The sequence below is a fragment of the Thioclava sp. DLFJ5-1 genome (assembly GCF_002020115.1).
In the GTDB taxonomy this organism is placed as follows: domain Bacteria; phylum Pseudomonadota; class Alphaproteobacteria; order Rhodobacterales; family Rhodobacteraceae; genus Thioclava; species Thioclava sediminum.
The window spans coordinates 668,207-691,211 of sequence record NZ_MPZU01000001.1 but is presented as its reverse complement, the minus strand read 5'-3'; the positions used below and the strand labels follow the sequence as shown (position 1 = coordinate 691,211).

Annotated in this window: 26 protein-coding genes, 2 tRNA genes and 1 riboswitch; of the genes, 8 read left to right on the top strand and 20 right to left on the bottom strand. The window is 64.9% G+C overall.

Translation table 11 applies throughout. The features are described from left to right. Positions 1-49: 49 nt before the first annotated feature. The 7 genes from BMI86_RS03325 to BMI86_RS03295 form a co-directional block, all read right to left on the bottom strand. The gene (locus BMI86_RS03325; protein WP_078539742.1) at positions 50-772 is read right to left on the bottom strand and encodes a transporter substrate-binding domain-containing protein; all 723 of its coding nucleotides are present in this window, start codon (positions 770-772) and stop codon (positions 50-52) included. Between the two features lie 32 nt (positions 773-804). After that, positions 805-1,599 (bottom strand): amino acid ABC transporter ATP-binding protein, encoded by a 795-nt coding sequence (locus BMI86_RS03320; RefSeq protein WP_078519679.1) that lies wholly within the window; start codon positions 1,597-1,599, stop codon positions 805-807. Between the two features lie 163 nt (positions 1,600-1,762). Continuing rightward, complete coding sequence (locus BMI86_RS03315; protein WP_078539741.1) at positions 1,763-2,206, bottom strand: TerB family tellurite resistance protein; 444 nt, start codon at positions 2,204-2,206, stop codon at positions 1,763-1,765. Between the two features lie 72 nt (positions 2,207-2,278). Next, positions 2,279-3,310, bottom strand: a complete 1,032-nt coding sequence (locus BMI86_RS03310) for an NADP-dependent oxidoreductase (RefSeq protein WP_078539740.1) — start codon at positions 3,308-3,310, stop codon at positions 2,279-2,281. Positions 3,311-3,493: 183 nt separating this feature from the next. Further along, complete coding sequence (locus tag BMI86_RS03305) at positions 3,494-3,805, bottom strand: phosphoribosyl-ATP diphosphatase (protein WP_078519676.1); 312 nt, start codon at positions 3,803-3,805, stop codon at positions 3,494-3,496. After that, positions 3,802-4,563 (bottom strand): imidazole glycerol phosphate synthase subunit HisF, encoded by a 762-nt coding sequence (gene hisF / locus BMI86_RS03300; protein WP_078519675.1) that lies wholly within the window; start codon positions 4,561-4,563, stop codon positions 3,802-3,804. The genes BMI86_RS03305 and hisF overlap by 4 nt, the downstream gene beginning before the upstream one ends. Before the next feature lie 62 nt (positions 4,564-4,625). Then, positions 4,626-5,573, bottom strand: coding sequence for a 1-phosphofructokinase family hexose kinase (locus BMI86_RS03295; RefSeq protein WP_078539739.1), 948 nt, complete (start codon positions 5,571-5,573; stop codon positions 4,626-4,628). A 116-nt stretch (positions 5,574-5,689) separates the two neighbouring features. Here BMI86_RS03295 and BMI86_RS03290 point away from each other — a divergent pair, with 116 nt between their 5' ends. Then, positions 5,690-5,899: a hypothetical protein gene (locus BMI86_RS03290; RefSeq protein WP_078519673.1), complete on the top strand. Its 210-nt coding sequence runs from the start codon at positions 5,690-5,692 to the stop codon at positions 5,897-5,899. Between the two features lie 19 nt (positions 5,900-5,918). Continuing rightward, on the top strand, positions 5,919-6,917 hold the full coding sequence (locus BMI86_RS03285) for a hypothetical protein (protein WP_078539738.1): 999 nt from the start codon (positions 5,919-5,921) through the stop codon (positions 6,915-6,917). 132 nt (positions 6,918-7,049) lie between these two features. Here BMI86_RS03285 and BMI86_RS03280 read toward each other — a convergent pair whose 3' ends face one another. Continuing rightward, positions 7,050-7,982 carry an MBL fold metallo-hydrolase gene (locus tag BMI86_RS03280; protein ID WP_078539737.1) on the bottom strand — a complete coding sequence of 311 codons (933 nt, stop codon included), beginning with the start codon at positions 7,980-7,982 and terminating at the stop codon, positions 7,050-7,052. Between the two features lie 97 nt (positions 7,983-8,079). Further along, a complete protein-coding gene (locus BMI86_RS03275; RefSeq protein ID WP_078540418.1) occupies positions 8,080-8,496 on the bottom strand; it encodes a metallopeptidase family protein in 417 nt (138 codons plus the stop codon). A gap of 97 nt (positions 8,497-8,593) precedes the next feature. On the opposite strand from BMI86_RS03275, the gene gltX reads away from it, so the two are divergent. From gltX to gcvP, 4 genes are all read left to right on the top strand, one after another. Next, the gene (gene gltX, locus BMI86_RS03270) at positions 8,594-9,922 is read left to right on the top strand and encodes a glutamate--tRNA ligase (RefSeq protein ID WP_078539736.1); all 1,329 of its coding nucleotides are present in this window, start codon (positions 8,594-8,596) and stop codon (positions 9,920-9,922) included. A gap of 166 nt (positions 9,923-10,088) precedes the next feature. Further along, positions 10,089-10,179, top strand: a riboswitch (glycine riboswitch). Between the two features lie 156 nt (positions 10,180-10,335). Then, positions 10,336-11,439 (top strand): glycine cleavage system aminomethyltransferase GcvT, encoded by a 1,104-nt coding sequence (gcvT, locus tag BMI86_RS03265; RefSeq protein WP_078540417.1) that lies wholly within the window; start codon positions 10,336-10,338, stop codon positions 11,437-11,439. A gap of 22 nt (positions 11,440-11,461) precedes the next feature. Continuing rightward, the gene (gene gcvH, locus BMI86_RS03260; RefSeq protein WP_078539735.1) at positions 11,462-11,821 is read left to right on the top strand and encodes a glycine cleavage system protein GcvH; all 360 of its coding nucleotides are present in this window, start codon (positions 11,462-11,464) and stop codon (positions 11,819-11,821) included. 5 nt (positions 11,822-11,826) lie between these two features. Beyond that, positions 11,827-14,667 (top strand): aminomethyl-transferring glycine dehydrogenase, encoded by a 2,841-nt coding sequence (gcvP, locus tag BMI86_RS03255; protein ID WP_078539734.1) that lies wholly within the window; start codon positions 11,827-11,829, stop codon positions 14,665-14,667. A 71-nt stretch (positions 14,668-14,738) separates the two neighbouring features. Here gcvP and glpX read toward each other — a convergent pair whose 3' ends face one another. From glpX to BMI86_RS03235, 4 genes are all read right to left on the bottom strand, one after another. Then, a complete protein-coding gene (glpX, locus tag BMI86_RS03250) occupies positions 14,739-15,704 on the bottom strand; it encodes a class II fructose-bisphosphatase (RefSeq protein ID WP_078539733.1) in 966 nt (321 codons plus the stop codon). A 101-nt stretch (positions 15,705-15,805) separates the two neighbouring features. Next, complete coding sequence (locus tag BMI86_RS03245; RefSeq protein ID WP_210402684.1) at positions 15,806-16,207, bottom strand: VOC family protein; 402 nt, start codon at positions 16,205-16,207, stop codon at positions 15,806-15,808. Between the two features lie 4 nt (positions 16,208-16,211). After that, positions 16,212-17,513, bottom strand: a complete 1,302-nt coding sequence (locus BMI86_RS03240; RefSeq protein ID WP_078539732.1) for a homoserine dehydrogenase — start codon at positions 17,511-17,513, stop codon at positions 16,212-16,214. A 99-nt stretch (positions 17,514-17,612) separates the two neighbouring features. Beyond that, a complete protein-coding gene (locus BMI86_RS03235; RefSeq protein ID WP_078539731.1) occupies positions 17,613-17,816 on the bottom strand; it encodes a hypothetical protein in 204 nt (67 codons plus the stop codon). Between the two features lie 114 nt (positions 17,817-17,930). Between BMI86_RS03235 and BMI86_RS03230 the strand changes: the two genes are divergently transcribed. Beyond that, positions 17,931-18,518 (top strand): TetR/AcrR family transcriptional regulator, encoded by a 588-nt coding sequence (locus BMI86_RS03230; RefSeq protein ID WP_078539730.1) that lies wholly within the window; start codon positions 17,931-17,933, stop codon positions 18,516-18,518. Between the two features lie 60 nt (positions 18,519-18,578). Here BMI86_RS03230 and BMI86_RS03225 read toward each other — a convergent pair whose 3' ends face one another. Beyond that, positions 18,579-19,049, bottom strand: a complete 471-nt coding sequence (locus BMI86_RS03225) for a hypothetical protein (RefSeq protein WP_078539729.1) — start codon at positions 19,047-19,049, stop codon at positions 18,579-18,581. Between the two features lie 102 nt (positions 19,050-19,151). Beyond that, entirely contained in the window at positions 19,152-19,871 is a 720-nt protein-coding gene (hisA, locus tag BMI86_RS03220; RefSeq protein ID WP_075776131.1) for a 1-(5-phosphoribosyl)-5-[(5-phosphoribosylamino)methylideneamino]imidazole-4-carboxamide isomerase, read from the bottom strand. A 145-nt stretch (positions 19,872-20,016) separates the two neighbouring features. Here hisA and BMI86_RS03215 point away from each other — a divergent pair, with 145 nt between their 5' ends. Next, complete coding sequence (locus tag BMI86_RS03215) at positions 20,017-20,403, top strand: DUF2147 domain-containing protein (protein ID WP_078539728.1); 387 nt, start codon at positions 20,017-20,019, stop codon at positions 20,401-20,403. A gap of 52 nt (positions 20,404-20,455) precedes the next feature. Here the strand turns inward: BMI86_RS03215 and BMI86_RS03210 are convergent, their stop codons facing one another. The 5 genes from BMI86_RS03210 to BMI86_RS03190 all read right to left on the bottom strand — a co-directional run bounded on the left by BMI86_RS03210 (position 20,456) and on the right by BMI86_RS03190 (position 22,645). Further along, entirely contained in the window at positions 20,456-21,121 is a 666-nt protein-coding gene (locus BMI86_RS03210) for an ATP-binding protein (protein ID WP_078539727.1), read from the bottom strand. Next, a complete protein-coding gene (gene hisH / locus BMI86_RS03205) occupies positions 21,121-21,759 on the bottom strand; it encodes an imidazole glycerol phosphate synthase subunit HisH (RefSeq protein ID WP_078519660.1) in 639 nt (212 codons plus the stop codon). Before hisH ends, BMI86_RS03210 begins: the two co-directional genes overlap by 1 nt. Continuing rightward, positions 21,759-22,346 (bottom strand): imidazoleglycerol-phosphate dehydratase HisB, encoded by a 588-nt coding sequence (hisB, locus tag BMI86_RS03200; RefSeq protein WP_078539726.1) that lies wholly within the window; start codon positions 22,344-22,346, stop codon positions 21,759-21,761. The genes hisH and hisB overlap by 1 nt, the downstream gene beginning before the upstream one ends. A gap of 127 nt (positions 22,347-22,473) precedes the next feature. Beyond that, positions 22,474-22,548: transfer RNA gene (locus BMI86_RS03195), tRNA-Gly, on the bottom strand. A gap of 22 nt (positions 22,549-22,570) precedes the next feature. Next, positions 22,571-22,645 (bottom strand) — tRNA-Gly (locus BMI86_RS03190). Positions 22,646-23,005 lie beyond the last annotated feature (360 nt).

Below are 23,005 nucleotides of genomic sequence, written 5' to 3'. Positions count from 1 at the left end.
TTCGGTCGGGACCGGAGCGGCTCATGCCGCCCCGGCCTCGTTTTCTGGATCAGTTCTTGAAGGTCAGGGCGTCGTCGCCGAAATACTTCTTGAGCAGTTCGTTGAGCGTGCCATCGGCTTTCAGCTTGGAAATGCCGTCGTTGAACTTGTCCTTCAGCTCGGTGTCGGACTTGCTCAGGCCGATGCCGATACCCTTGCCGAGCTGCACGTCGTCGCCCACGAATTCCATGTTGTCCTGGCCCGCGAAGGGCTTGAGCGCGTCCTTGTCGGCGAAGACCGCGTCGGCCTCACCGTTCTTCACGGCGGCGATCGTGTCGTCGAGGGTCGCGTATTCGGCCAGCGTCGCGCCGGTTTCAGCGACATGGGCCGCCTGAATGGTGCCGGTCTGCGCCGCGATCACGCCGCCCTTGAGGTCCGCGCCCGGGTCCATCGACATGTAGGACGAAGCCGCCGGCGGGTAATAGGCCTGGGTGAAGTCGATGGTCTTCTCACGCTCAGCGGTGATCGACATGCCAGCCATGATCGTGTCGTAGTTGCCCGAGAGCAGGTTCGGGATGATCGAATCCCAGTCATTGGTGACCCAGGTGCAGTCGAGGCTCTCCATCTCGCAGAGCTTGTCGCCGAGTTCGCGCTCGAAACCCGCGACTTCACCGTTATCGTCGATGAAGTTGTAGGGAGGGTAGGCGCCCTCGGTGCCCATGCGGACGGTCTGTGCCGCGGCGACGCCGGCCGAAAGGCCAAGGATGGCAGCGGTCAGGATCAGTTTTTTCATTTTGGTTCCCCGTTGTTAATTCTTGGGTTGGTTCACGCCGGCGCGGTGGCCGACAGGAATTGTTGCAGGCGCGTCGATTTCGGCGCGCCGAACAGAGCCTCTGGCGGGCCCTCTTCCTCGATCTTGCCCTGATGCAGGAAGACGACGTGGTCGGAGACGTCACGCGCCAGCCGCATGTCGTGGGTGACGAGGATCATGGTGCGGTGTTCGGCGGCGAGGTCCTTGATGACCTTTACCACCTCTTGCTGCAATTCCGGGTCGAGCGCCGAGGTGGGCTCGTCGAAGAGAAGCGCCTTGGGCTCCATGCACAGCGCCCGCGCGATCGCCGCGCGCTGCTGCTGGCCGCCCGAGAGCTGCGCGGGCCATGCGTCGCATTTGTCGCCGATGCCGACCTTGTCGAGCAATTGGCGCGCCAGCGGTTCTACCTCCGCCTTGTCACGGCCCAGCACCGTCACCGGCGCTTCCATCACGTTCTGCAAGATCGTCATGTGCGCCCAGAGATTGAACTGCTGGAACACCATCGACAGGTTCGTGCGGAACCGGGTGACCTGCGCGCGGTCGGCAGGGCGACGATTGAGCCCCTCGCCACGCCAATGCACAGACTCGCCTTCGAAGATCACATCGCCCTTCTGGCTGTCTTCAAGCAGGTTGCAGCATCGCAAGAGGGTCGATTTGCCCGAGCCGGAGGAGCCGATCAACGACACCACATGGCCGCGCGGCGCGGTGATCGAGACGCCTTTTAGCACCTCGAGCGAGCCGTAGCTCTTGTAAAGGTCACGGATTTCGATGACGGGCGCGTCTTTGGGCGCAGGCTCGTTTCGGGTCACGCAGGCAGCTTCTCTTTGTCCATCCGCGCAATCTGGCGCGATTTGACCGGTGAATGCAACTGCGTCTGCCCGGTTGACGATGGGGAAGGGGCCGAAATCACGAGCATCTGAGGAAAAAACAGGCGCGGAGCGGTCGCGCCCCGCGCTGCCTTGCCCGTCGAATTCAGGTGCGGCGTGCCTCGACGCGTTGCCGCGCCACCGCCGAATCGACATCGTTGACGCCCAGAAGCTTCGCCGCGAGCCGGATCAACGCATCCTCATGAGCATCGCGCACGCCATCGGCCAGCGCCACGTCCCACAGCGCCTCGATCACGCCGGTGCGGTCCTCATAGGCGACCTTGTCCTTCAGCGCGCGGGTGAAGCGGACCGTGTCGGGCGCGCCCGCCTCGACCTCTTCGGCGCGTTTGCGCATCTCGGTCGCTTCGAAGCCCGAGAGCCCGTTGCGCTGAGCGAGAACCCGGTCGATCCGGATTTTCTCCTCTTCGGTATAGTTTTCATCCGACCGCGCGAGCCGCACCAGAAGTGCGCCAAGCGCCAATTCGCGATCTTCCCCCTCCATCGGATCGGGGGCGGGATCGTTGAGCATATCGAAAAGGCGTCCAAACATAGGCATAGAGATAAGCGATGCGCGGCGCAGGGCAAGTCACGGATGCGAAAGCCCTGCGCGCGTGCCTCGCTTTTAGCCGACTTTCACGACCATCTTGCCGAAATTGCGGCCCTCCAGCAGGTCGTAGAGCCCCTGCGGCGCGGCCTCGAGGCCCTCCACCACCTGCTCCTTGTACTGAACCTTGCCCTCTTTCAGCCAGCCGGTCATCGCCTCGGAGAATTCCTGATAGAGCTCGATCGGGAAGCTGTCGAAGATGATGAAGCCCTGCACCTTCACCTTCATGCGCAGGATCGTCGAGAGGATCTGCGGCCCGTGATCGGGCCCCTCGGGCAGGCCTTGCAGGTTATACCACGCGACCATGCCGCAGACCGGCATCCGCGCGAAGGGGTTGAGAAGCGGCAGCACGCCGTAGAGCACCTTGCCGCCGACATTCTCGAAATAGACGTCGATCCCGTCCGGGCAGGCTGCGGCCAGTTGCTCGGCGAAATCCTCGGCGCGGTGGTCGATGCAGGCGTCAAACCCCAGCGTGTCGGTGACATGGGCGCATTTCTCGGCCCCGCCCGCGACGCCGACGACGCGGCAGCCCTTGATTTTGGCAATCTGGCCGACCGTTGCACCGACGGGACCGGAGGCGGCGGCAACCACAACCGTCTCGCCCGGTTTCGGCTCGCCGATCTTCAGCAGGCCCGCATAGGCCGTGTAGCCCGGCATCCCCAGAATGCCCAAGGCCCAGCTTGGGTTCTCCGGCTCCGGCCCGAGATTGAGCACCTGCGTGCCATCCGAGACGAAGAAGTCCTGCCAGCCCGAGGGCGAGAGCACATAGTCGCCCTTCGAGAAGCCCGCGACATCGCTCTCCATCACCTCGGCCACGACCTGACCGGTCATCACGCCGCCGATCTCGACCGGGGTCGCGTAGGATTTCGCATCCGACATCCGCCCGCGCATATAGGGGTCGAGCGACAGATAGACGGTGCGCAGCAGCATCTCGCCTTTGCCGGGTTGCGGCACGGCCTCGGTCTCGAGCTTCAGCGTGTTCTCGTTCGGCGCGCCTTTCGGGCGCTCGGCGAGGATGATCTTGCGGTTGGTGTCGGTGGTCTGTGCCATGAAAGCCTCCTGTTTGAGAGGCCAGCTAGCACGCGGTTCGCGCGGGGAAAGGGGGCGCTGCCCCCTCGGGCTTCGCCCTCACCCCCGGGATATTTCGGCAAGAGCGAAGGCAGGCACGGGCCGCCCCTTCGCTCTTGGAAAATATCCCGGGGTGAATGCCGTAAGGCAGAGGGGCAGCGCCCCTTAGCTGCGGGCCGCTTTCTCGGCGATGCCGGACGTCCCTTCGCGGCGCTCCAGTTCGGCCAGCACATCGGCCAGCTTCACGTCGCGCGCCGCCAGCATCACCAAGAGGTGATAGAGCACATCCGCCGCCTCATAGGTCAGGTTCTCGCGGTCGTTCTTCGCTGCGGCGATGATCGCTTCCACCGCTTCCTCACCGAATTTCTCGGCGCATTTCTCCGGGCCCTTGGCCAGCAGTTTCGCGGTCCACGACGTGTCGGGATCGGCGCCCTTGCGGCTCTCGATGGTCGCGGCGAGTTGGTCCAGAATGCTCATTGCAGCCTCATCGGAATGCCCGCGGCGGCCATGTATTCCTTGGCCTCGCGGATCGTGTATTCGCCGAAGTGGAAGATCGAGGCGGCGAGCACGGCCGACGCCCCGCCTTTCGTCACGCCTTCCACCAGATGATCGAGATTGCCGACGCCGCCGGAGGCGATCACCGGCACGTCGACCGCGTCCGAGATCGCCTTCGTCAGCTCCAGATTGAAGCCCGCGCGCGTGCCGTCGCGATCCATCGAGGTCAGCAGGATTTCCCCCGCGCCCTTCGCAGTCACGGTGCGCGCGAATTCCACTGCGTCGATGCCAGTGGATTTGCGGCCCCCGTGGGTAAATATCTCCCAGCGGCCCGGCTCTACGGTCTTGGCGTCGATCGCGCAGACGATGCACTGGCTGCCGAAGCGGTCGGCGGCCTCGGTGATCACGTTCGGATCGGCCACGGCGGCGGAGTTGAACGAGACCTTGTCGGCCCCGGCCAGCAGAAGCGCGCGCACGTCCTCATGGGTGCGCACACCGCCGCCCACGGTGAGCGGCATGAAACACTGCTCGGCGGTGCGGGTCACCAGATCGAACATCGTGCCGCGGTTTTCGTGCGTCGCGTGGATGTCGAGGAAACACAGCTCGTCGGCGCCGGCCGCGTCATAGGCCTTGGCGGCTTCGACCGGGTCGCCCGCGTCGATCAGGTTCACGAAATTGACGCCTTTCACGACGCGGCCATCGGCGACGTCGAGACAGGGAATGATGCGGGTCTTCAGCATGGGCGGCGCTCCTTTGGCGCTTTCATAACGCGCAGGTGCCGCGAGGCAAAGGGGCAGAGTGCTCAGACCGGCTCGACCGGGCAATGCGGCAGGAGGCGGCGCACCATCGCGGCCGAGCAGAGATCGGTCGCAGGCGTGGTCACGGCCGCCGCCGCGCCCGCGGCGCCTTGCTGCAACGCTTCGCGGAAGGACTTGCCGCGGGAAAGCGCCAGCGTGAAGGCCCCCACGAAGCTGTCGCCCGCGCCCACTTTCGACACGACGTCGACCTTCGGCGCCACGGCGAACCAGCGCGCATCCTTGGTGGCCAGCACGTTTCCGTCCGCGCCGCGCGCGACGATCACCGCATGGGCGAGCCCGCGCTGCACGAGGCTTTGGGCAAAATCGGCGCTATCCCGGCGTTCGGGCAGTTTGCGACCCGCCAGCCCCTCGGCCTCCAGCTCGTCCATCCGCAGCACGTCGGCGGGTTTCGCCTCGCTTTCCATCAGTTGGTGCAGCGCTTCGCCGGAGGTATCGAGGAAAAGCCGTGCCTTGGTCCGCGCCATCTTCGTCGCCAGACGCGCGGGGAAATCCTCGGGCACGCCGGGCGGCTGCGAGCCGGACAAAACCACGATCCCACCTTCGGGCGCGGCCCGTGCGATCCGGCTGAGCGCCTTGGCGACATCGCGCGCGCCCCAGTCTGGCCCCGGCATCACGAAGCGATATTGCGCGCCCGTGCTTTGATCCGTGGCGGTCAGGCTCATCCGCGTCTCGCCCGGCGCGGGGAAGGGGAAGACGGCGATCCCGGCCTCGGCCAGAAGCCGCATCACCCGATCGCCGGTGGTCCCGCCAAGGGCCACGAAAGCCGTGGAATTGCCCCCCAGAGCGGCGATCGCGCGGCTGACATTCAGGCCGCCGCCGCCCGGATCCGTGAGCGGCCGCGTACAGCGCAGCTTGCGCTCGGGGGCGACCTCGGGGGTCTCGATCGACAGATCGACCGTCGGGTTGAGCGTGATCGTGAGGATCGAGGTCATCGCGTCTCCTTTTGGCCCAGAGCCCGACTTTGCGGCGCGGAGCGCGCGCCTGTCAACGCAGTGTTAAGGGACGGTACGCTATGACTGCTCCCGTGCTGTTTCAAAGGAGTGTGAGGATGGTTCCGGGTGCCGATGATCCGCGATGGAAGAGGGTTTTGACGAGTCAGAGCGATTTGAGTGCCGCGTCGCTGGCGACGAAGATCTTGATTGCGCGCTTGCGTCGCGAGGTGGCCGCGCGCCCGGCCTCGCTTGGCGACAAGATCGCGGAGCTGCGTGAGTTCGTGACGAAAAATGCTTTTGCCGCCGGCGATGTCGCGGCGTTCTAGGCTCGAGAGGGGATCCGGTATGAAAAATGAGATGTTGGGCGTGGCCGAGGCCGCCGCGCGGATCGAGGCGGGCGACGTCATGGTCGTGGCGGGGGACGAGGCGCTTCTGGCGCAGCTCCCGCGCGGCAAATGGATCGGCGGCACCACCGTTTATTTCGTCACCGAAGAGGGCGGGGCGGTGGTGCGCGACAAGCTGTTCTGCACCCGGTTCGAGCGGACGACGGGCGCGGTGCCGCGTTGGCTCGAGGTGGGCGATCTGCCGAAGATCTCCGAAGGCTACGCCGAAAATGGCTTCACCATGATCATGATCCCCGCCTTCTCGGTGGCGCATTCCGACTTTGCGGTGGAAGGGCAGGGCTATCCCGGTCTCTTCGATCAGCCGCTTACGGGCTGGATCACCGGGGTACATCTCGACGAGCTGGGCAAACGCGCGCCGAAGGTGTTCGACGGCGCGACGGGCGTGGCGCATGATGAAGGGGCGGTGCTGCTGCATGTCGAGTTGCCCGATGGCGTCGCGGCCGATCTCGACATCCTCAATATCTTTGCCCAAGGCGAGGCCGAGGCGCTGACCTTCACCTTCCCGAAGGCGGGGTTCGAAGCCGAGGTGGCGACGGTCGAGGGGCAGGAGGTCAATCTCGCCCGCTACATCGCCGAGCATGAGCTCGACACGCGGCTGCCGCTGGTCGCAAATTACGCAGGTACGCTCGTCAATGTCTCTATCCAGGAGGTCGATGCCGAGGCAGGCAAGGTGAAGTTCTACGCCCCCGTTGTCGAAGGGGTCGAGTACCGTCTGGCGCAGGCGCTGGGCTCCTACGCGCAGGCCTTCGCTGAAGGCGCGGGGGGCAAAGGCGCCAAAGAGTATTCGTGCAACTGTATCCTGAACTATCTCTACGGCGAGTTGGAAGGACAGCGCACTGGCGGCTTCACCGGCCCCGTCACGTTCGGCGAGATCGCCTATATCCTGCTCAACCAGACCCTCGTGCGCATGGAGCTGCATGAGGGCGATGCCGCCGCCTGACGGGCGGGGCGCAGCCAGTCGGGAGCCTTACAGGCGTGCCCTCTCAGAGCGAGCTGATACAAGAAAAGCGCGCGCCGGTCGGGCGCGCGCCTGAAAAGTCTCCACGTGGGCTTTGCCCGCACCCATCACGGATCAGACGTTGAGCTGATAGGTGATCGGATGGAAGTGGAAGCCGGTGTCCAGCGCCTCGAGATGGCCGACGCCGGGGAAGGGCATGTGATAGCCGATGAAGGCCAGCTTGTCGGCGGCGACACGGCCCAGAAGCTCCTTGCGGGTCTTCGCGGCCATCTCCTTGTCCATGTCGTATTTCACTTCCCAATCGGGACGCTGAAGCGACCAGACATAGTGGTTCGACGTATCGGCGGCGAGCATCAGCCCTTTGCCACCCGACTCCACCATGAAGGCCATATGGCCCGGCGTGTGGCCGAACGCCTCGACCGCCGAGATGCCGGAGACGACCGAATCGCCACCCTTGAGATAGCTCATCTTCTCGGCCAGCGGACGAACCTTGGCCTCGAACGTGTCGTTGCCCGCATTCGACCAATGGTCGAATTCTTTCTGGCCGGTGATATAGGCGGCATTGGCGAAGGTCTCGCCACCGTCGCCCATCAGCCCGCCGATATGGTCGCCATGCATATGGGTGATCACGACATGGGTGATGTCCTCGGGCGAATGCCCCGCTGCGGCAAGCGCCGAAGTGATCCCTTCGGGCGACAGGCCGGTGTCGAAGAGGATCTTCTCCGAACCGGTCTCGATCAGTGTGGGCGTGAAGAAATTCAGAGACTTGTCGGCGGGAATATAGGCGGCTTCCGAGACGGCCGCGAAGTCTTCGGGGCTGGCATTCATGCCGAAGATCGTCTGCGGATCTTCCAGCTCGCGGGATCCGGCGAGCAGGGTTGTGATCGTAAGGTCGCCCATCTGCATCCGGCGATAACGCGGGATCGCGGGCGGGGCTTCGTTCGAGCTTTGCGCGGCGGCGCCGGTCCCGGTCAGAAGGGCGGGGGCGGCGGGCAGGAAAGCGGCGGTTTTCAATGCTGCACGGCGGGTCATGAAGGTCCTGGTCATCGGGTCTCTCCCTCTCGATGGTTGGTCTTCGCAGGTCGAAGTCTAGCGCATCGCGCCGCTTCCACAGAGTCGTGAACGTTGCGTGAGCCGCTTCGGTTCACTCCCACCAGCGATCGATCGACGAAATATCCGCGTCGGACCATCCAAGGTGATGCGCCAGTTCATGCACGAAAATATGGGTGACGAGGGCGCCCAAGGGCTCGTTGCCACGCAAAATCCACTCGTCGAGGATCGGCCGGCGGAAGAGCCAGATCACATCCGTGTGGCCGCCGGGGTCCATCACGGATTTCTCGGTCAACGGGATGCCGTCATAGAGCCCGGTCAGTTCGAAAGGGTCCTCGATGCCGAGATCGGCGAGCATCGCCTCGGAGGCGAAGTCTTCCACCCGGATCGCGACGCCCTGCGCGGCGCGGGCGAATTCCGGCGGAAGCGCAGCACGCGCGGCCTCGGCCAGCGCCTCGATCTCCTCGATGCCCGGCGCCGTGACCTCCGCCCAGTCGTAACCCTCGCTCATCGCACCCTCCAAGCCGCTCTGCACGCGCCGCATGGCCCCTCATATGGACAAACGGGCCGCCTTGTGAAAGAGCAGGCGCCAACAGGAGTTTGCCAAGATGACCACCGTTACCCGTTTCGCCCCGTCGCCCACCGGCTATATCCATGTCGGCAACCTGCGCACCGCGCTGATGAACTACCTGATCGCCCGCAAGACCGGCGGTCAATTCATACTGCGCCTCGACGATACCGATCAGGAGCGTTCGAAGCAGGAATATATCGACGCGCTGAAGCAGGACCTCGAATGGCTCGGCATCGAATGGGACCGCGAAGAGCGCCAGTCGCTGCGTCTCGACCGCTATGCCGAAGTGGCCGAGCAGCTGAAGGCCGACGGTAAGCTTTATGAATGTTTCGAGAGCCCGACCGAGCTGGACCTCAAGCGCAAGAAGCAGCTCAACATGGGCAAGCCGCCGGTTTATGACCGCGCGTCGATGCATCTGTCGGATGCCGAAAAAGACGCGATGCGCGCGGAAGGCAAGGAAGGTTACTGGCGCTTCAAGCTGGAACTCGAGCGGATCGAGTGGAAAGACGGCATCCTCGGCGATCTGTCGATCGACGCGGCCAGCGTGTCCGATCCGGTGCTGATCAAGGCCTCGGGGCAGGTGCTCTATACCTTCGCCTCACCGGTCGACGACGCGGATATGGGCATCACCCATATTGTGCGCGGCGGCGATCACGTCACCAACACCGCGACGCAGATCCAGATCATCGAGGCGATCGGCGGCAAAGTGCCCAGCTTCGCGCACCATTCACTGCTGACCGGCCCGCAGGGCGAGGAACTGTCGAAGCGCCTTGGCGCGCTTTCGATCCGCGATCTGCGTGCCGAAGGCATCGCCCCCGAGGCGCTGCTGTCGATGATGGCGCGTCTTGGTTCGAGCCAGCCGATCGAGCTGAAGATGTCGATCGATGAACTGGCCGACGGGTTCGAGCTGAACCACTTCGGTTCGGCGCCGACGAAATTCGACCCGGCGGACTTGATCCCGCTGACCCGCGCGCGCAACCAGCACCTGCCGTTCTCGGCCGTGGCGGATCGTATCGCGGAGCTCGGTATCCCCGAGGAGCAGCGCGAGCGCTTCTGGAAGGTCGCTTCGCAGAATATCGACAAGCTGGACGATCTGAAGGGCTGGGCCGATCTGTGTCTGAACGGCGCGGAGCCGGTGATCGACGAGGAAGATCGCGACTTCATCGCGCAGGCCATGACGATGCTGCCCGCGCCGCCCTATTCCGACACCACGTGGAAGGACTGGACCTCGGAGGTGAAGGAAGCGACCGGGCGCAAGGGCAAGGGTCTGTTCATGCCGCTGCGCAAGGCCGTGACCGGCATGGCGCACGGGCCCGATATGGGCGAGCTGATGCCGCTTCTGCACAAGGTTCCGGCGCGCGGCTGACGGCTCCGCCGCAGGCTTGCACAACCAATTCGAGAGGCGCGAGGGGTGAACCCCTCGCGCTTTTTGTTTGGGCAATTCGCGACCTCGTGAGGTCGTTTTCGGCGGTAAAGCGGCGGTTTTGGCGATTGGGGCTTGTCAGTTGCGCGGGGCCTCAGGTAATCGGGAGAAGTCGGATACGGGAGAATCCGGGGGAAACCTCGGTGCCGAAGGAGCAACCGCCCCGGTAAACTCTCAGGCAAAAGGACCGTGCCCGACGAAGGACTCTGGAGAGTGATGCGGCGTGCAATCGCGGCATCCGCCGAAGGGATAACGATCTCAGGCGTCTGCATCGCAGGCACGGACAGAGGGGGCATCGGGCGAGCCGGAAGGCTCATGAATCGATGCCGGATCATCCGGCTGAAGGGGAGGCCGCGATGAGCGAGTTGAAACGCACACCGCTATACGATCTGCATGTTGAGCTGGGCGCCAAGATGGTGCCTTTCGCGGGCTACGAGATGCCCGTGCAATACCCGCTGGGCGTGATGAAGGAGCACCTGCACACCCGCGCCAAGGCCGGGCTGTTCGATGTCAGCCACATGGGGCAGGTGATCGTGCCGGGCGAAGGCGCTGCCGAGGCGTTCGAGGCGCTGGTGCCGGTGAGCCTGATGGGCCTGAAAGAGGGTCGACAGCGCTATGCGATGTTTACCGATGAGAATGGCGGCATTCTCGATGATCTGATGGTGGCGAACCGTGGCGATCATCTCTTCGTCGTGGTGAACGCGGCCTGCAAGGAAGACGACATCGCCCATATGCGGGCGCATCTGGAATCGGTCGAGGAACTCACCGACCGCGCGCTGCTGGCGCTGCAAGGGCCCGCCGCCGAGGGCGTGCTGGAGGCGCTGGTGCCCGGCACCGCCAAGATGCGCTTCATGGATGTGGGCGTCTATCACTGGAACGGGGCGGAGCTTTGGATCTCGCGCTCGGGCTATACCGGCGAGGATGGCTACGAGATTTCCGTGCCCGCGGACCGCGCGGTGGAATTTGCCCGCAAGCTGCTCACCGATGAGGCGGTGGAGCCGATCGGTCTGGGCGCGCGCGACAGTCTGCGGCTCGAAGCGGGGCTTTGCCTCTACGGCCATGATATCGACACCACCACGACCCCGGTCGAGGGCAATATCGCCTGGGCAATCCAGAAGGTGCGCCGCAAGGGTGGCGAGCGCGAAGGCGGCTTCTCCGGCGCGGACCGCATCCTGAGCGAACTGGAAAACGGCCCGAGCCGCCTGCGTATGGGGTTGCGTCCAGAGGGGCGCGCGCCGATGCGCGAGGGCGTCGAAATTTTCGCCGAGGCCGAGGGTGGCGATCCGATCGGGCGCGTGACCTCGGGCGGCTTTGGCCCCTCGATCGAGGCGCCGATGGCGATGGCCTATCTGCCCGCGGGCACCGAGGAAGGCACCACTGTCTACGGCGAGGTGCGCGGCAAGCGTCTGCCCGCCAAGGTCGTGCCGATGCCCTTCCGTCCTGCAACTTACAAACGCTGAACAACCAATCGGGAGACGTTACATGAAATTCACCGAAGACCACGAATGGCTCAAAACTGAAGGCGACGTTGTGATCGTCGGCATCACCGAGCACGCTTCCGAGCAATTGGGCGATGTCGTTTTCGTCGAGCTGCCCGATGTGGGCGACACGGTCGAAAAGGGCGACGAGATCTGCGTGATCGAGTCGGTCAAGGCCGCCTCCGACATCCTCGCGCCGCTCGATGGCGAGATCGTCGCGATCAACGAGGATCTGGCCGACAATCCGGGCCTCGTGAACGAAGACCCGCTGGGCAAGGCGTGGTTCTTCAAGATGAAACTCACCGACGCGTCCGCGCTCGACGGCTTCATGGACGAGGCCGCTTACAAAGACTTCATCGGGTAATATCCATGACCTTCACCCCCACGACTTACGACAGTTACGATTTCGCCAATCGCCGCCATATCGGGCCCTCACCGGCCGAGATGGAGGAGATGCTCAAAGCCGTGGGGGCGCCGGACCTCGACGCGCTGATCGCCGAGACGGTGCCGAAAAGCATCCGTCAGGCCGAGCCGCTGGGCTGGGCGCCGCTGACCGAATACGGCCTCCTGCAGAAGATGGAAGGCGTCGCGAAGAAGAACCGCGTGATGACCAGCCTGATCGGGCAGGGCTATTACGGCACCGTCACGCCGCCCGCGATCCAGCGCAATATCCTCGAGAACCCGGCTTGGTACACGGCCTACACGCCGTATCAGCCCGAGATCGCGCAGGGGCGCCTCGAGGCGCTTCTGAACTTCCAGACGATGGTGTCGGACCTGACCGGCCTGCCTGTCGCCAATGCCTCGCTTCTGGACGAGGCGACGGCGGCGGCGGAAGCCATGGCGATGGCGCAGCGCGTGTCAAAATCGAAGGCCACCGCCTTCTTCGTCGACGAGAACTGCCACCCGCAGACGATCGGCGTGATTCAGACCCGCGCCGAGCCACTCGGGATCGAAGTGATCGTGGGCGCGCCCGAGACGCTGGAGGCCGAGAAGGTCTTCGGCGCGATCTTCCAGTATCCGGGCACTTATGGCCATGTCCGCGACTTCACCGCCGAATGCGAGGCGCTTCATGCCGCGAAAGCCGTGGCCGTGGTCGCGACCGATCTTCTGGCGCTGTGCCTGCTCAAGGAGCCGGGCGCGATGGGCGCGGATATCGCCGTGGGCTCTGCGCAGCGGTTTGGCGTGCCGATGGGCTATGGCGGCCCGCATGCGGCCTTCATGTCCTCCACCGACAAGATGAAGCGCGCGATGCCGGGCCGGATCGTCGGCGTGTCGATCGACAGCCACGGCAACCGCGCTTATCGCCTGAGCCTGCAGACCCGCGAGCAGCATATCCGCCGCGAGAAGGCGACCTCGAATGTCTGTACCGCGCAGGCGCTTCTGGCCGTGATGGCGAGCTTCTACGCGGTCTTCCACGGCCCCGTCGGGCTGCGTGCGATCTCGGAACGCGTGCACCTTCTGACCGTGCAGCTGGCCGATGCGTTGAAAGCGGCAGGCGCCTTGGTCGAGCCCGCGAATTTCTACGATACGATCACCGTTGAGGTGGGCGTGGGCCAGCAGGGCATCCTTGCCGCTGCGCGTCATCGCGGGATCAACCTGCGCAAGGTGGGCCGCGACCGGGTCGGGATTTCGCTCGACGAGACCAGCGATCCGGGCGTGGTGGCGAAGGTGCTCGACGCCTTCGGGATCACCGAAGCGGCGCCCGAGGCCACGCAACCGGCGGTGCCGGATGCGCTGCTGCGCGAGAGCGACTACCTCACCCATCCGGTCTTCCACATGAACCGCGCCGAATCCGAGATGATGCGCTACATGCGCCGCCTCTCGGATCGCGATCTCGCGCTCGACCGCGCGATGATCCCGCTCGGGTCCTGCACGATGAAGCTCAACGCAGCCGCCGAGATGATGCCGCTCACCTGGCCGGAATTCGGCTCGCTGCACCCGTTCGTGCCGCTCGATCAGGCGCAGGGCTATGCAGAGATGATCGACGATCTGACCGCGAAGCTGTGCGAGATCACCGGCTATGACGCGTTCTCGATGCAGCCCAATTCGGGCGCGCAGGGGGAATATGCGGGGCTGCTGACCATCGCCGCCTATCACCGCGCCAATGGCGACGATCAGCGCGATGTCTGCCTGATCCCGATGTCGGCGCATGGCACGAACCCGGCTTCGGCGCATATGGCGGGGATGAAGGTCGTGGTGGTGAACTCGGCGCCAAACGGCGATGTGGATCTGGAGGATTTCGAGGCGAAGGCGGCAGAGGCAGGCGACAAGCTCGCGGCCTGCATGATCACCTATCCCTCGACCCATGGCGTCTTTGAGGAGACGGTGAAGCGCATCTGCGACATCACCCACGAATATGGCGGTCAGGTCTATCTCGACGGTGCGAACCTCAACGCGCTGGTGGGGCTGGTGAAGCCGGGCGAGATCGGCTCGGACGTCAGCCACCTCAACCTGCACAAGACCTTCGCGATCCCGCATGGTGGCGGCGGTCCTGGCATGGGGCCGATCGGCGTGAAGTCGCACCTCGCGCCCTTCCTGCCGGGCCATCCCGAGACCGGCGGAGACGAGGGGCCGGTGAGTGCCGCGCCTTATGGCTCGGCCTCGATCCTGCTGATCTCCTGGGCCTATATCCTGATGATGGGCGGGCCGGGCCTGACGCAGGCGACCCGCGTCGCGATCCTCGCCGCGAACTACATCGCCGCGAAGCTGAAAGAGGGCTACCCGATCCTCTTCATGGGCAATCGCGGACGTGTCGCGCATGAATGCATCATCGACACGCGGCCCTTCGCGGAGGTGGGCGTGACGGTGGACGACATTGCCAAGCGCCTGATGGATAACGGTTTCCACGCCCCCACGATGAGCTGGCCGGTCGCTGGTACGCTGATGGTGGAGCCCACGGAGTCCGAGACCAAGGCCGAGATCGACCGCTTCATCACCGCGATGCTCTCGATCCGCGACGAGATCCGCGAGATTGAAGCGGGGGAGATCACCCCCGAGGACAGCCCGCTGCGCCATGCGCCGCACACGGTCGAAGACCTCGTGGCCGATTGGGACCGGAAATACACCCGCGAACAGGGCTGTTTCCCGGCAGGCGCCTTCCGGGTCGACAAATACTGGCCGCCCGTGGGCCGTGTCGACAACGTCTTCGGCGACCGCAATCTGATCTGCACCTGCCCGCCGGTCGAGAGCTATGCCGACGCGGCGGAGTAAATGAAGAAAGGCCGGAGCATCGCGCTCCGGCCTTTTCTCTTCTTCTCGATAAAAATATCGAGACGCGCCGGTTACTTCACCGGGTTGCGGTAGATCACGCGGCGCAGCGAGCCGGTTTTCGAGCGCATCAGCATCGTCTCGGATTCGATATAGGTCGGCTCGCGCTTCACGCCCTTCACGATCGAGCCGTTGGTCACGCCGGTCGCGGCGAAGATCACGTCCGAACGCACCATCTCGTCACGGGTGTAGACCTTGTCGAGATCGGTGATCCCGGCCTTCTTCGCACGGCCACGCTCGTCGTCGTTGCGGAACAACAGCTTGCCCCACATCTGGCCGCCCATGCATTTCAGCGCCGAGGCCGCCAGCACGCCCTCCGGCGCGCCGCCCGAGCCCATATACATGTCGATGCCGGTGAAATCCGGCTCGGCGCAGTGAATGACGCCCGCCACGTCGCCATCGGTGATTAGGCGGATCTTCGCGCCGGTCTCGCGGACCTCGGCGATCATGTCCTCGTGGCGCGGACGATCGAGGATGCAGACCGCGATGTCCTTGGTCTCGACGCCTTGCGCCTTGGCCAGCGCCTGAACACGCTCGGTCGGGCTCATGTCGAGCGAGACCACGTCCTTCTCGTAGCCCGGGCCGATGGCCAGCTTGTCCATGTAGACGTCGGGCGCGTGCAGCATCGTGCCGCGCGGCGCCATCGCGATCACGGTCAGCGCGTTGGGCATGTCCTTCGCGGTCAGCGTGGTGCCTTCCAGCGGGTCGAGCGCGATATCCACTTCCGGGCCGACGCCCTGACCGACTTCCTCGCCGATATACAGCATCGGAGCCTCGTCGCGCTCACCTTCCCCGATGACCACGGTGCCGCGGATTTCCAGCTTGTTGAGCTGATCGCGCATCGCGTTCACCGCCGCCTGGTCGGCAGCTTTCTCGTCGCCGCGACCGATCAGGTCGGCGGAGGCATGAGCAGCCGCTTCCGACACGCGGGCGAGGCCCAGCGAAAGCATGCGGTCGTTGAAATCACTCGGAGGGGTCATTTGGGTCTTCCTGTCTGCCTAGGCGTTGTGGGCCGGGCATAGGTAAAGCCTGTGGGGCCGCGAAGGGCAACCCCGTGAACGCTAACAGGAGGGGCCAGCCGCTATTGCGGTGAAAAATGGCACGCAATGCGGGGTTTGGGCAGCCTGCGGTCGCGAAAATAGGCGCCGTAATAATCCGCGTGATAGTGCGGGCGCAGCCCCGGCGGGCCCTCATCTGTGCCGCCCAGTTCCAGCGCGAGGGCGTGCACCGCATCGACCGTCGCACGGTCGGGCGCATCGAACCCGACCATCGGACCGTTGCCTGGGGCGGGGGCGTCGCCCTTGAAGGGGCGGGTGATAAAGAAGATCGGGCGGCTGTCATCCTCGGCGGTCCAGCCTGCCCACTGTGTTGCGGGCTCGGAAAAGCGCAGCGCCAGACCGAGCCGCTCCATCAGCGGGGCGTAGAATGTCAGCGCCCGGTCGAGATCGGAGATGCCCAGCGAGACATGGCTCAGCATCCCCATCCGCTTAGACCTCTTCGATGCGGATCGCGATCGGCTCGCCCTCGACCACGCGGGTCGCGGGCAGGGCGTCGATCGCGGCGTCGACTGCGTCGCGGGTCGTCTTGTGGGTGACGATCAGCACCGGGGCCGAGGTGTCGGCATGGCCGTATTGGCGCATCCGGCTGATCGAGACACCCGCCTCGCCCAGAACGGTCGCGACCTTCGCCAGCGCACCGGGTTTGTCCGACAGTTGCAGGCGCAGGTAATAGGGCGCGGGGATCGCGGTGACGGCGGGGGTGGGGGCTTCGAGCTTGTCTGCGGGCTGGCCGAAGACCGGAAGCCGCAACCCGCGGGCGAGGTCCATCACATCGCCCATCACGGCGCTCGCGGTCGGGCCTTCGCCCGCGCCCGCGCCACGCAGCACGATCTGGCCGACCGAGTCGCCTTCCAAAACGGTCATGTTGGTGCCGCCGGTCAGCTGACCCAGCGGCGAGGTGGCGGGCACGAGACAGGGCGTCATCCGCTGCTCCAGCCCGCGGCCGGTCATCTGCGCGACGCCCAGAAGCTTGATCTTGTAGCCCATGTCGCCCGCGCGGCGGATATCGTCGATCGAGATCCGCCCGATCCCTTCCAGCGTCACGTCGTCGAAGGCGACCTGCGTGCCGAAGGCGATGGAGGCGAGGATGGCGAGCTTGTGGCCCGCGTCGATCCCGCCCACGTCGAGGTTCGGATCGGCCTCGAGATAGCCGAGCGCGCGCGCCTCTTCGAAGACCGTGTCATAGGGCAGGCCCGCATCTTCCATCCGCGTCAGGATGTAGTTGCAGGTGCCGTTCATCACGCCCATCACGCGGCGGATGCCGTTGCCGGCAAGCCCTTCGGTCAGCGTCTTGATGACCGGGATGCCGCCCGCGACAGCGGCCTCGTAGCGGATCGTGCGGCCGAGGCTTTCGGCGAGTTCCGCGAGCGCCTGACCGTGATGTGCGAGAAGCGCCTTGTTCGCGGTCACCACGTCCTTGCCTGCTTTCAGCGCGGCTTCGGTCGCGTCCTTCGCGGGGCCATCATGGCCGCCCATCAGTTCGACGAAGACGTCGATGTCGTCGCGCTGCGCGAGCGTCACCGCATCGTCTTCCCACGCATAGCTCGAAAGGTCCGCATCGCGGTTCTTCGTGCGATCGCGGGCCGAGACGGCGGTGATTTCGACCGGACGGCCTGCGCGGGCTGCCAGCAGATCGGCATGGCGTTGCACGATCTTCACCACACCGATGCCCACGGTGCCGAGACCCGCGATGCCAAGACGCAAGGGTGCGGTATCTGAGACGGCGGACATAGGAACCTCATGAGAGAAACTGGTGGTTTGCGCCCTGTTAGCGGGAAAGCGCAGGCAGGGCAACGCGGCGTGCGGCTTCAACCGCTCTATGGCGTGATTTTATTGGCTGCGCATCGCGTCTGCGCGGGAGCGCAACGCATCGGCGCGGGCCTCCAGCTCGGGGGCCGGATCGGGGGTGAGGGGCTGATCGGTCAGGATCTCGTCCATCGGCAGCAGCGTCGGATAGCCCTCCATCGACTGTTTCGAACAGGCGGCGAGCGAGGCCAGCAAGGCAAACAGGGCGATCAGGGCAGGGGCGCGCATGGTTTCTCCTCTCGGGACAGGGGCAAACTATTGCGCGCGCGGCCCCATTGCCAGTGCCGATTGCGCCGCAAATCGGGTTTGATAATGAACGCCCGTTCAGTTAGCGTCGGTATCATGGCACGCAAGACTGGCTCCCATTCCGAGATTACCGGCCCGAAGATCCGCGCCGAAGCGCAAAGACTCTTTGCGCGGCACGGGTTTGCTGCGGTCTCGATGCGCCAGATCGCAGGCGCGGTGGGGGTCCAGGCGGGGGCGCTCTACCTCTATACGCCCGACAAAGAGGCGCTGCTGTTCGACCTGCTCAAGACCCACATGGACGAGCTGATCGCCGCGTGGCACGCCGAGCCCGGCGGGGGCGACGCCCATGCGCGGCTGGAGCGTTTCGTGCGCTTCCACATCCGCTTCAACCTCGAGCGGGCGGAGGCGGTGTTCCTCAGCTATATGGAGCTGCGCAACCTGAGCCCGGAGAATTTCGCGGTGATCGAGGGGCTGCGCAAGACCTACGAGACCGAGCTGGAAGCGATCCTGAAGGCAGGGCAGGACGAGGGCGTGTTCCTGATCCCGGATACCAAGCTTGCGACGATGGCGATCATCGCGATGCTGACCGGGGTGAATACATGGTTCCGCGAAGGTGGTCGTCTGAGCCGCGCCACCGTGGCCGATATCTACTGGGATATGGTGCGCAAATCGGTGGGTGCCTGAGCTAAGGAAAAGGGCGACCGAAGCCGCCCTGTACCTCTGTGATGAATTGCTTAACACGACTTAGCCGGGCTGAGCCTCCTGCGGCGGCGGCTCCAGAACCGGTGCTGTGGGCGCTTTCGGCCGATCGAATTGCAGGCTGTGAATGCCGCCGAAGCCTTCCCAGCCGCCCTGGAAGAAGAGATCGCCGCCGACGTTCCAATGCTCGCCCATCAGCCCGCCCGTGCCGAACCAGCCGCGGCTGCCATAGCCCATGCCCAGTTCCGCCATGGCGTTGTCTTGACCCGCGACCCCCGTCAGCTTGATCTTGCCCTGCACCGGCCCCGGACCGATGCCGAGATGCAATGACAGCTTCGCCCCGTTGATGTCGCCATCCGGATCGAGGTCGTAATTCATCGCGCCGAACACCCCTTCAAGGCCGCTCGCGCCCGGGCCGAAGGTCCAGTTCAGACCCACAAAGCCTTTGGTATCATTCGCCATGGCCGCGCTTGCGAGGCAAGCGGTCACCGCGGCAATCGTCATCATGCGTTTCATGGCACCCTCCACACTTGGTGTTAACGCTGGGTTAACCCTCACGCGGAAATTCACATGGCGCAATGATTTGTGTCACTTGCGGTGGATTTCCTCAGCGCTGTGTCAGGCGCGCAGCGCGGCCAGTGCCTCGGTCAGATCGAGCGCCCCGTCATAGATCGCGCGCCCCGAGATCGCGCCCGCGATCACGCCCGTGTCGCGCAGGGCAATCAGGTCGGGCAAGGACGACACGCCACCGCTCGCGATGACCGGGATTTCGACCGCGCGGGCCAGTGCCTCGGTCGCGGCGATATTCGGCCCGCCCATCGCGCCGTCGCGCATGATGTCGGTGTAGATGATCGCGGCGACGCCCGCGTCCTCGAAGGACTTCGCCAGATCGGTGACCATCACATCGGTCTCTTCCGCCCAGCCCTTGGTCGCGACTTTGCCGTTGCGCGCGTCGATCCCGACGGCCACCTGACCGGGGAAGGCTTTCGCCGCCTCGCGCACCAGATCGGGGTTCTCGACCGCGACGGTGCCGAGGATCACCCGCGCCAGCCCTTTGTCGAGCCAACGCTCGATCGTCGCCATGTCGCGGATGCCGCCGCCCAGCTGAGCGGGGACCTTGATGCGCGACAGGATCGCCTCGACGGCGGCCGCGTTCACCGGCTCGCCCGCGAAGGCGCCGTTGAGGTCCACCAGATGCACCCATTCGCAGCCCGCCGCCTCGAACTTGGCCGCCTGCGCCGCCGGGTCGTCACCGAAGACCGTGGCCTTGTCCATCTCGCCATGCAGCAGACGCACGCATTGGCCATCCTTGAGATCGATTGCGGGGTAGAGGATCATCTGTGGGCACTCCTGAACTGTCGCGATGCCTCTTGCCACGGGTTCGCGGATTTTCCAAGCCTGACGCGGACGTCACGTCAGTCTTGCCGGGAATCGCTCTTGCATGGCCTGATGCGGCCAGCAGGCAAAAGGGAGGAGATTTGCCATGACGACTTTGATGATCGCCGCAGCGACCCTGGCACTGGGCGCAGGCGCGGCGCTTGCCGACCCGATCGAGGGCACCTGGAAAACGCAGCCCGATGACGGCGCCTATGCCTATGTGGACATCGCACCCTGCGGCTCGAAGTTCTGCGGGACAATCGTTCGGACCTTCAAGGGCGGCAGCGAGTACAAGTCGGAGAACCTCGGCAAGCAGCTCGTGATCGGGATGGAGCCGAAGGGCAACAACAAATACCAAGGCAAGGTCTGGCGCCCGTCCAACAACAAGATCTACCTCGGCAAGGTCACCGTGAACGGCAACGCGATGGCGCTGGCCGGTTGCGTAGCGGGCGGTCTGTTCTGCAAGTCGCAGGACTGGCAGCGCGTGAAGTGATGCTTTTCCCGGCCCCTGCGAGGACGCAGTGGGCCGGGATTTCTCGCCGGACTTACTCCGGGATCAGATCGGCATAGGCGAACCCGTCGCGCATCACCGTCTCGCCCACCCGCACCGGGATCGGCGCGTCGAAGATCGGGCCCGCGCTGACGGCGGTATGAAACTCGCCATTCTCGCCGCAGGGATCGACGCCTTCGGGCAGATCGGCCAGCAGGCTTTCATCGAACCGCCGCCCCGCGAAGCTGGGATCGAGCTTGCTCGGGTCCACCGTCACCAGATGCGTGACGAACCCCGCCGCGATCATCTCGCGCGCCAGCTGATCCGTAGGCCGCTGCCAGAGCGGGAAGAGCGCCTCGACGCCCAGCGGTTTCAGCTTCTCGATCCGGTAATCGCGCACGTCTTCGAGGAAGAGATCGCCGAAGACCATCGTCTCGACGCCAAGTGCCTTCACCTGATCCATAGCCGAGGCCATCCGCGCCTCGTAATCCTCGTTCGAGCAGGGCCAGGGCAGCGGCACCTCGATCAGCGGCAGGCCCACGGCCTTCGCCTGACGGCGCAGCAACTCATTGCGCGTGCCGTGCATCGCGACCCGGTCGAAAGCCTCGTTGGTCGTCGACAGCAGCGCCACGACATCCGCGTGACCTTCGGTCCGGCAGGCATGAAGCGCCATCGCGCAATCCTTGCCCGAGGACCACGACAGAACCGCCTTCGGTGCCATCAGGGTTTCCAGCCGAGGAAATTCGCGATCAGCCGCAGACCGGTGGCCTGAGATTTCTCCGGGTGGAACTGGGTGCCCACGATATTGTCGCGCCCCACGATCGCGGTGATCTCGGCGCCATATTCGGCATAGGCCAGACGGTGCTGCGGCTCGGCCACCTTGAAGTGGTAGCTATGCACGAAATAGGCGTGATCGCCGGTCGAAATCCCGTCGAGCACGGCGTGATCGTTGTCGATCACCAGATCGTTCCAGCCCATATGCGGGACCTTCATCGACGGATCGGCGGGCTCGATCTTCACCACCTCGCCGGGGATCCAGCCGAAACCCTCGGTCTCGCGGAACTCGAGCCCGCGCGTCGCCAGCATCTGCATGCCGATGCAGATCCCGAGGAAGGGGCGGCCTTTCACGATCACCGCCTCCTCGATTGCCTGCGCCAGCCCCTCGAAGCGATAGAGCGCCGCGCTGCAGGACGGAAACGCCCCGTCGCCCGGCAGCACGATCCGGTCGGCGCGCGCGACGACGTCGGGCTCCGAGGTCACGACGATCGTGCCGTGCCCGGTCTCGTTCGCCATGCGCTGAAACGCCTTCTCGGCCGAGTGCAGGTTGCCCGAATCGTAATCGACCAGTGCCGTGAGCATCAAAGCGCCCCTTTGGTCGAAGGCAGCACGCCACCCATGCGCGGATCGGTCTCGACCGCCATGCGCAGCGCGCGGGCGACCGATTTGAACGCGGCCTCGGCGATGTGGTGGCTGTTGAAGCCATGCACGCGGTCGATATGCAGCGTGATCCCGCCATGGGTGGCGAGCGCCTGGAAGAACTCGCGCACCAGTTCGGTGTCGAACGTGCCGATCTTGTCGGTGGGCATGTCGCAGTTCCACACGAAGAAGGGACGCGCGGACAGGTCCAGCGCGCATTGCACCTGCGTGTCATCCATCGCCAGTGCGAAATGGCCGTAACGGCGGATGCCGCGCTTGTCGCCAAGCGCCTGCACCAGCGCCTGACCCAGCGCGATGCCGGTATCCTCGACCGTGTGGTGATCGTCGATATGCAGATCGCCCTTCGCGCGCACGGTCATGTCGATCAGCGAATGCCGTGCGAGCTGATCGAGCATGTGGTCGAAGAAGCCCACGCCCGTCTTGTTGTCATACTGACCGGTGCCATCGAGATCGATCTTGACGCTGATCTCGGTCTCGGCGGTCTTGCGGCTGATCGTGGCTTTGCGCATTGGGCGCCTCCTTGAAACTCACCGCCTTATAGGCCGGGGCAGGGGGCGCGCTCAAGCGGGGGCATGTCGATTGACGGGCAGTGGGGCGGAAAAACAAAAGCCTCCCCGAAGGGAGGCTTTTTTGTATTGGAGCGGGCGAGGCGATTCGAACGCCCGACCCTAACCTTGGCAAGGTTATGCTCTACCCCTGAGCTACGCCCGCATCCTTGGGTATTTGACCGAACTGGAGCGGGCGAGGCGATTCGAACGCCCGACCCTAACCTTGGCAAGGTTATGCTCTACCCCTGAGCTACGCCCGCGCCGGTTCGGTGGAGGCGGATTTAGGGGATAGCGGCGTAGGCTGCAAGAGGAAATTTTGCGCAAAGGGGAAAATTCCTGCCTGACGTTTCGGCAGGCGGCGCCGAGCCGCGTTGCAAGCATCTGGTGAGGCAAGAGGAGAGCGAGCCGGCAGGCTCAGGATGCGCCAATCGAGGGGGCTCTGCCCCCGCTGGCTGCGCCAGCCCCCCGGGATATTTGAGCCAAGCCGAAAACGAAAAATGCCCGACTCGATCCGCAGAAGGGCGGGCGAGCCGGGCCGTTTCGTCTTGGGCGGTCATCGGCGTCCCCGCCTGTTCCGCGATTCCTTGTTAACGCAGCTGTCGTTAAGACTTCGTTGCGCG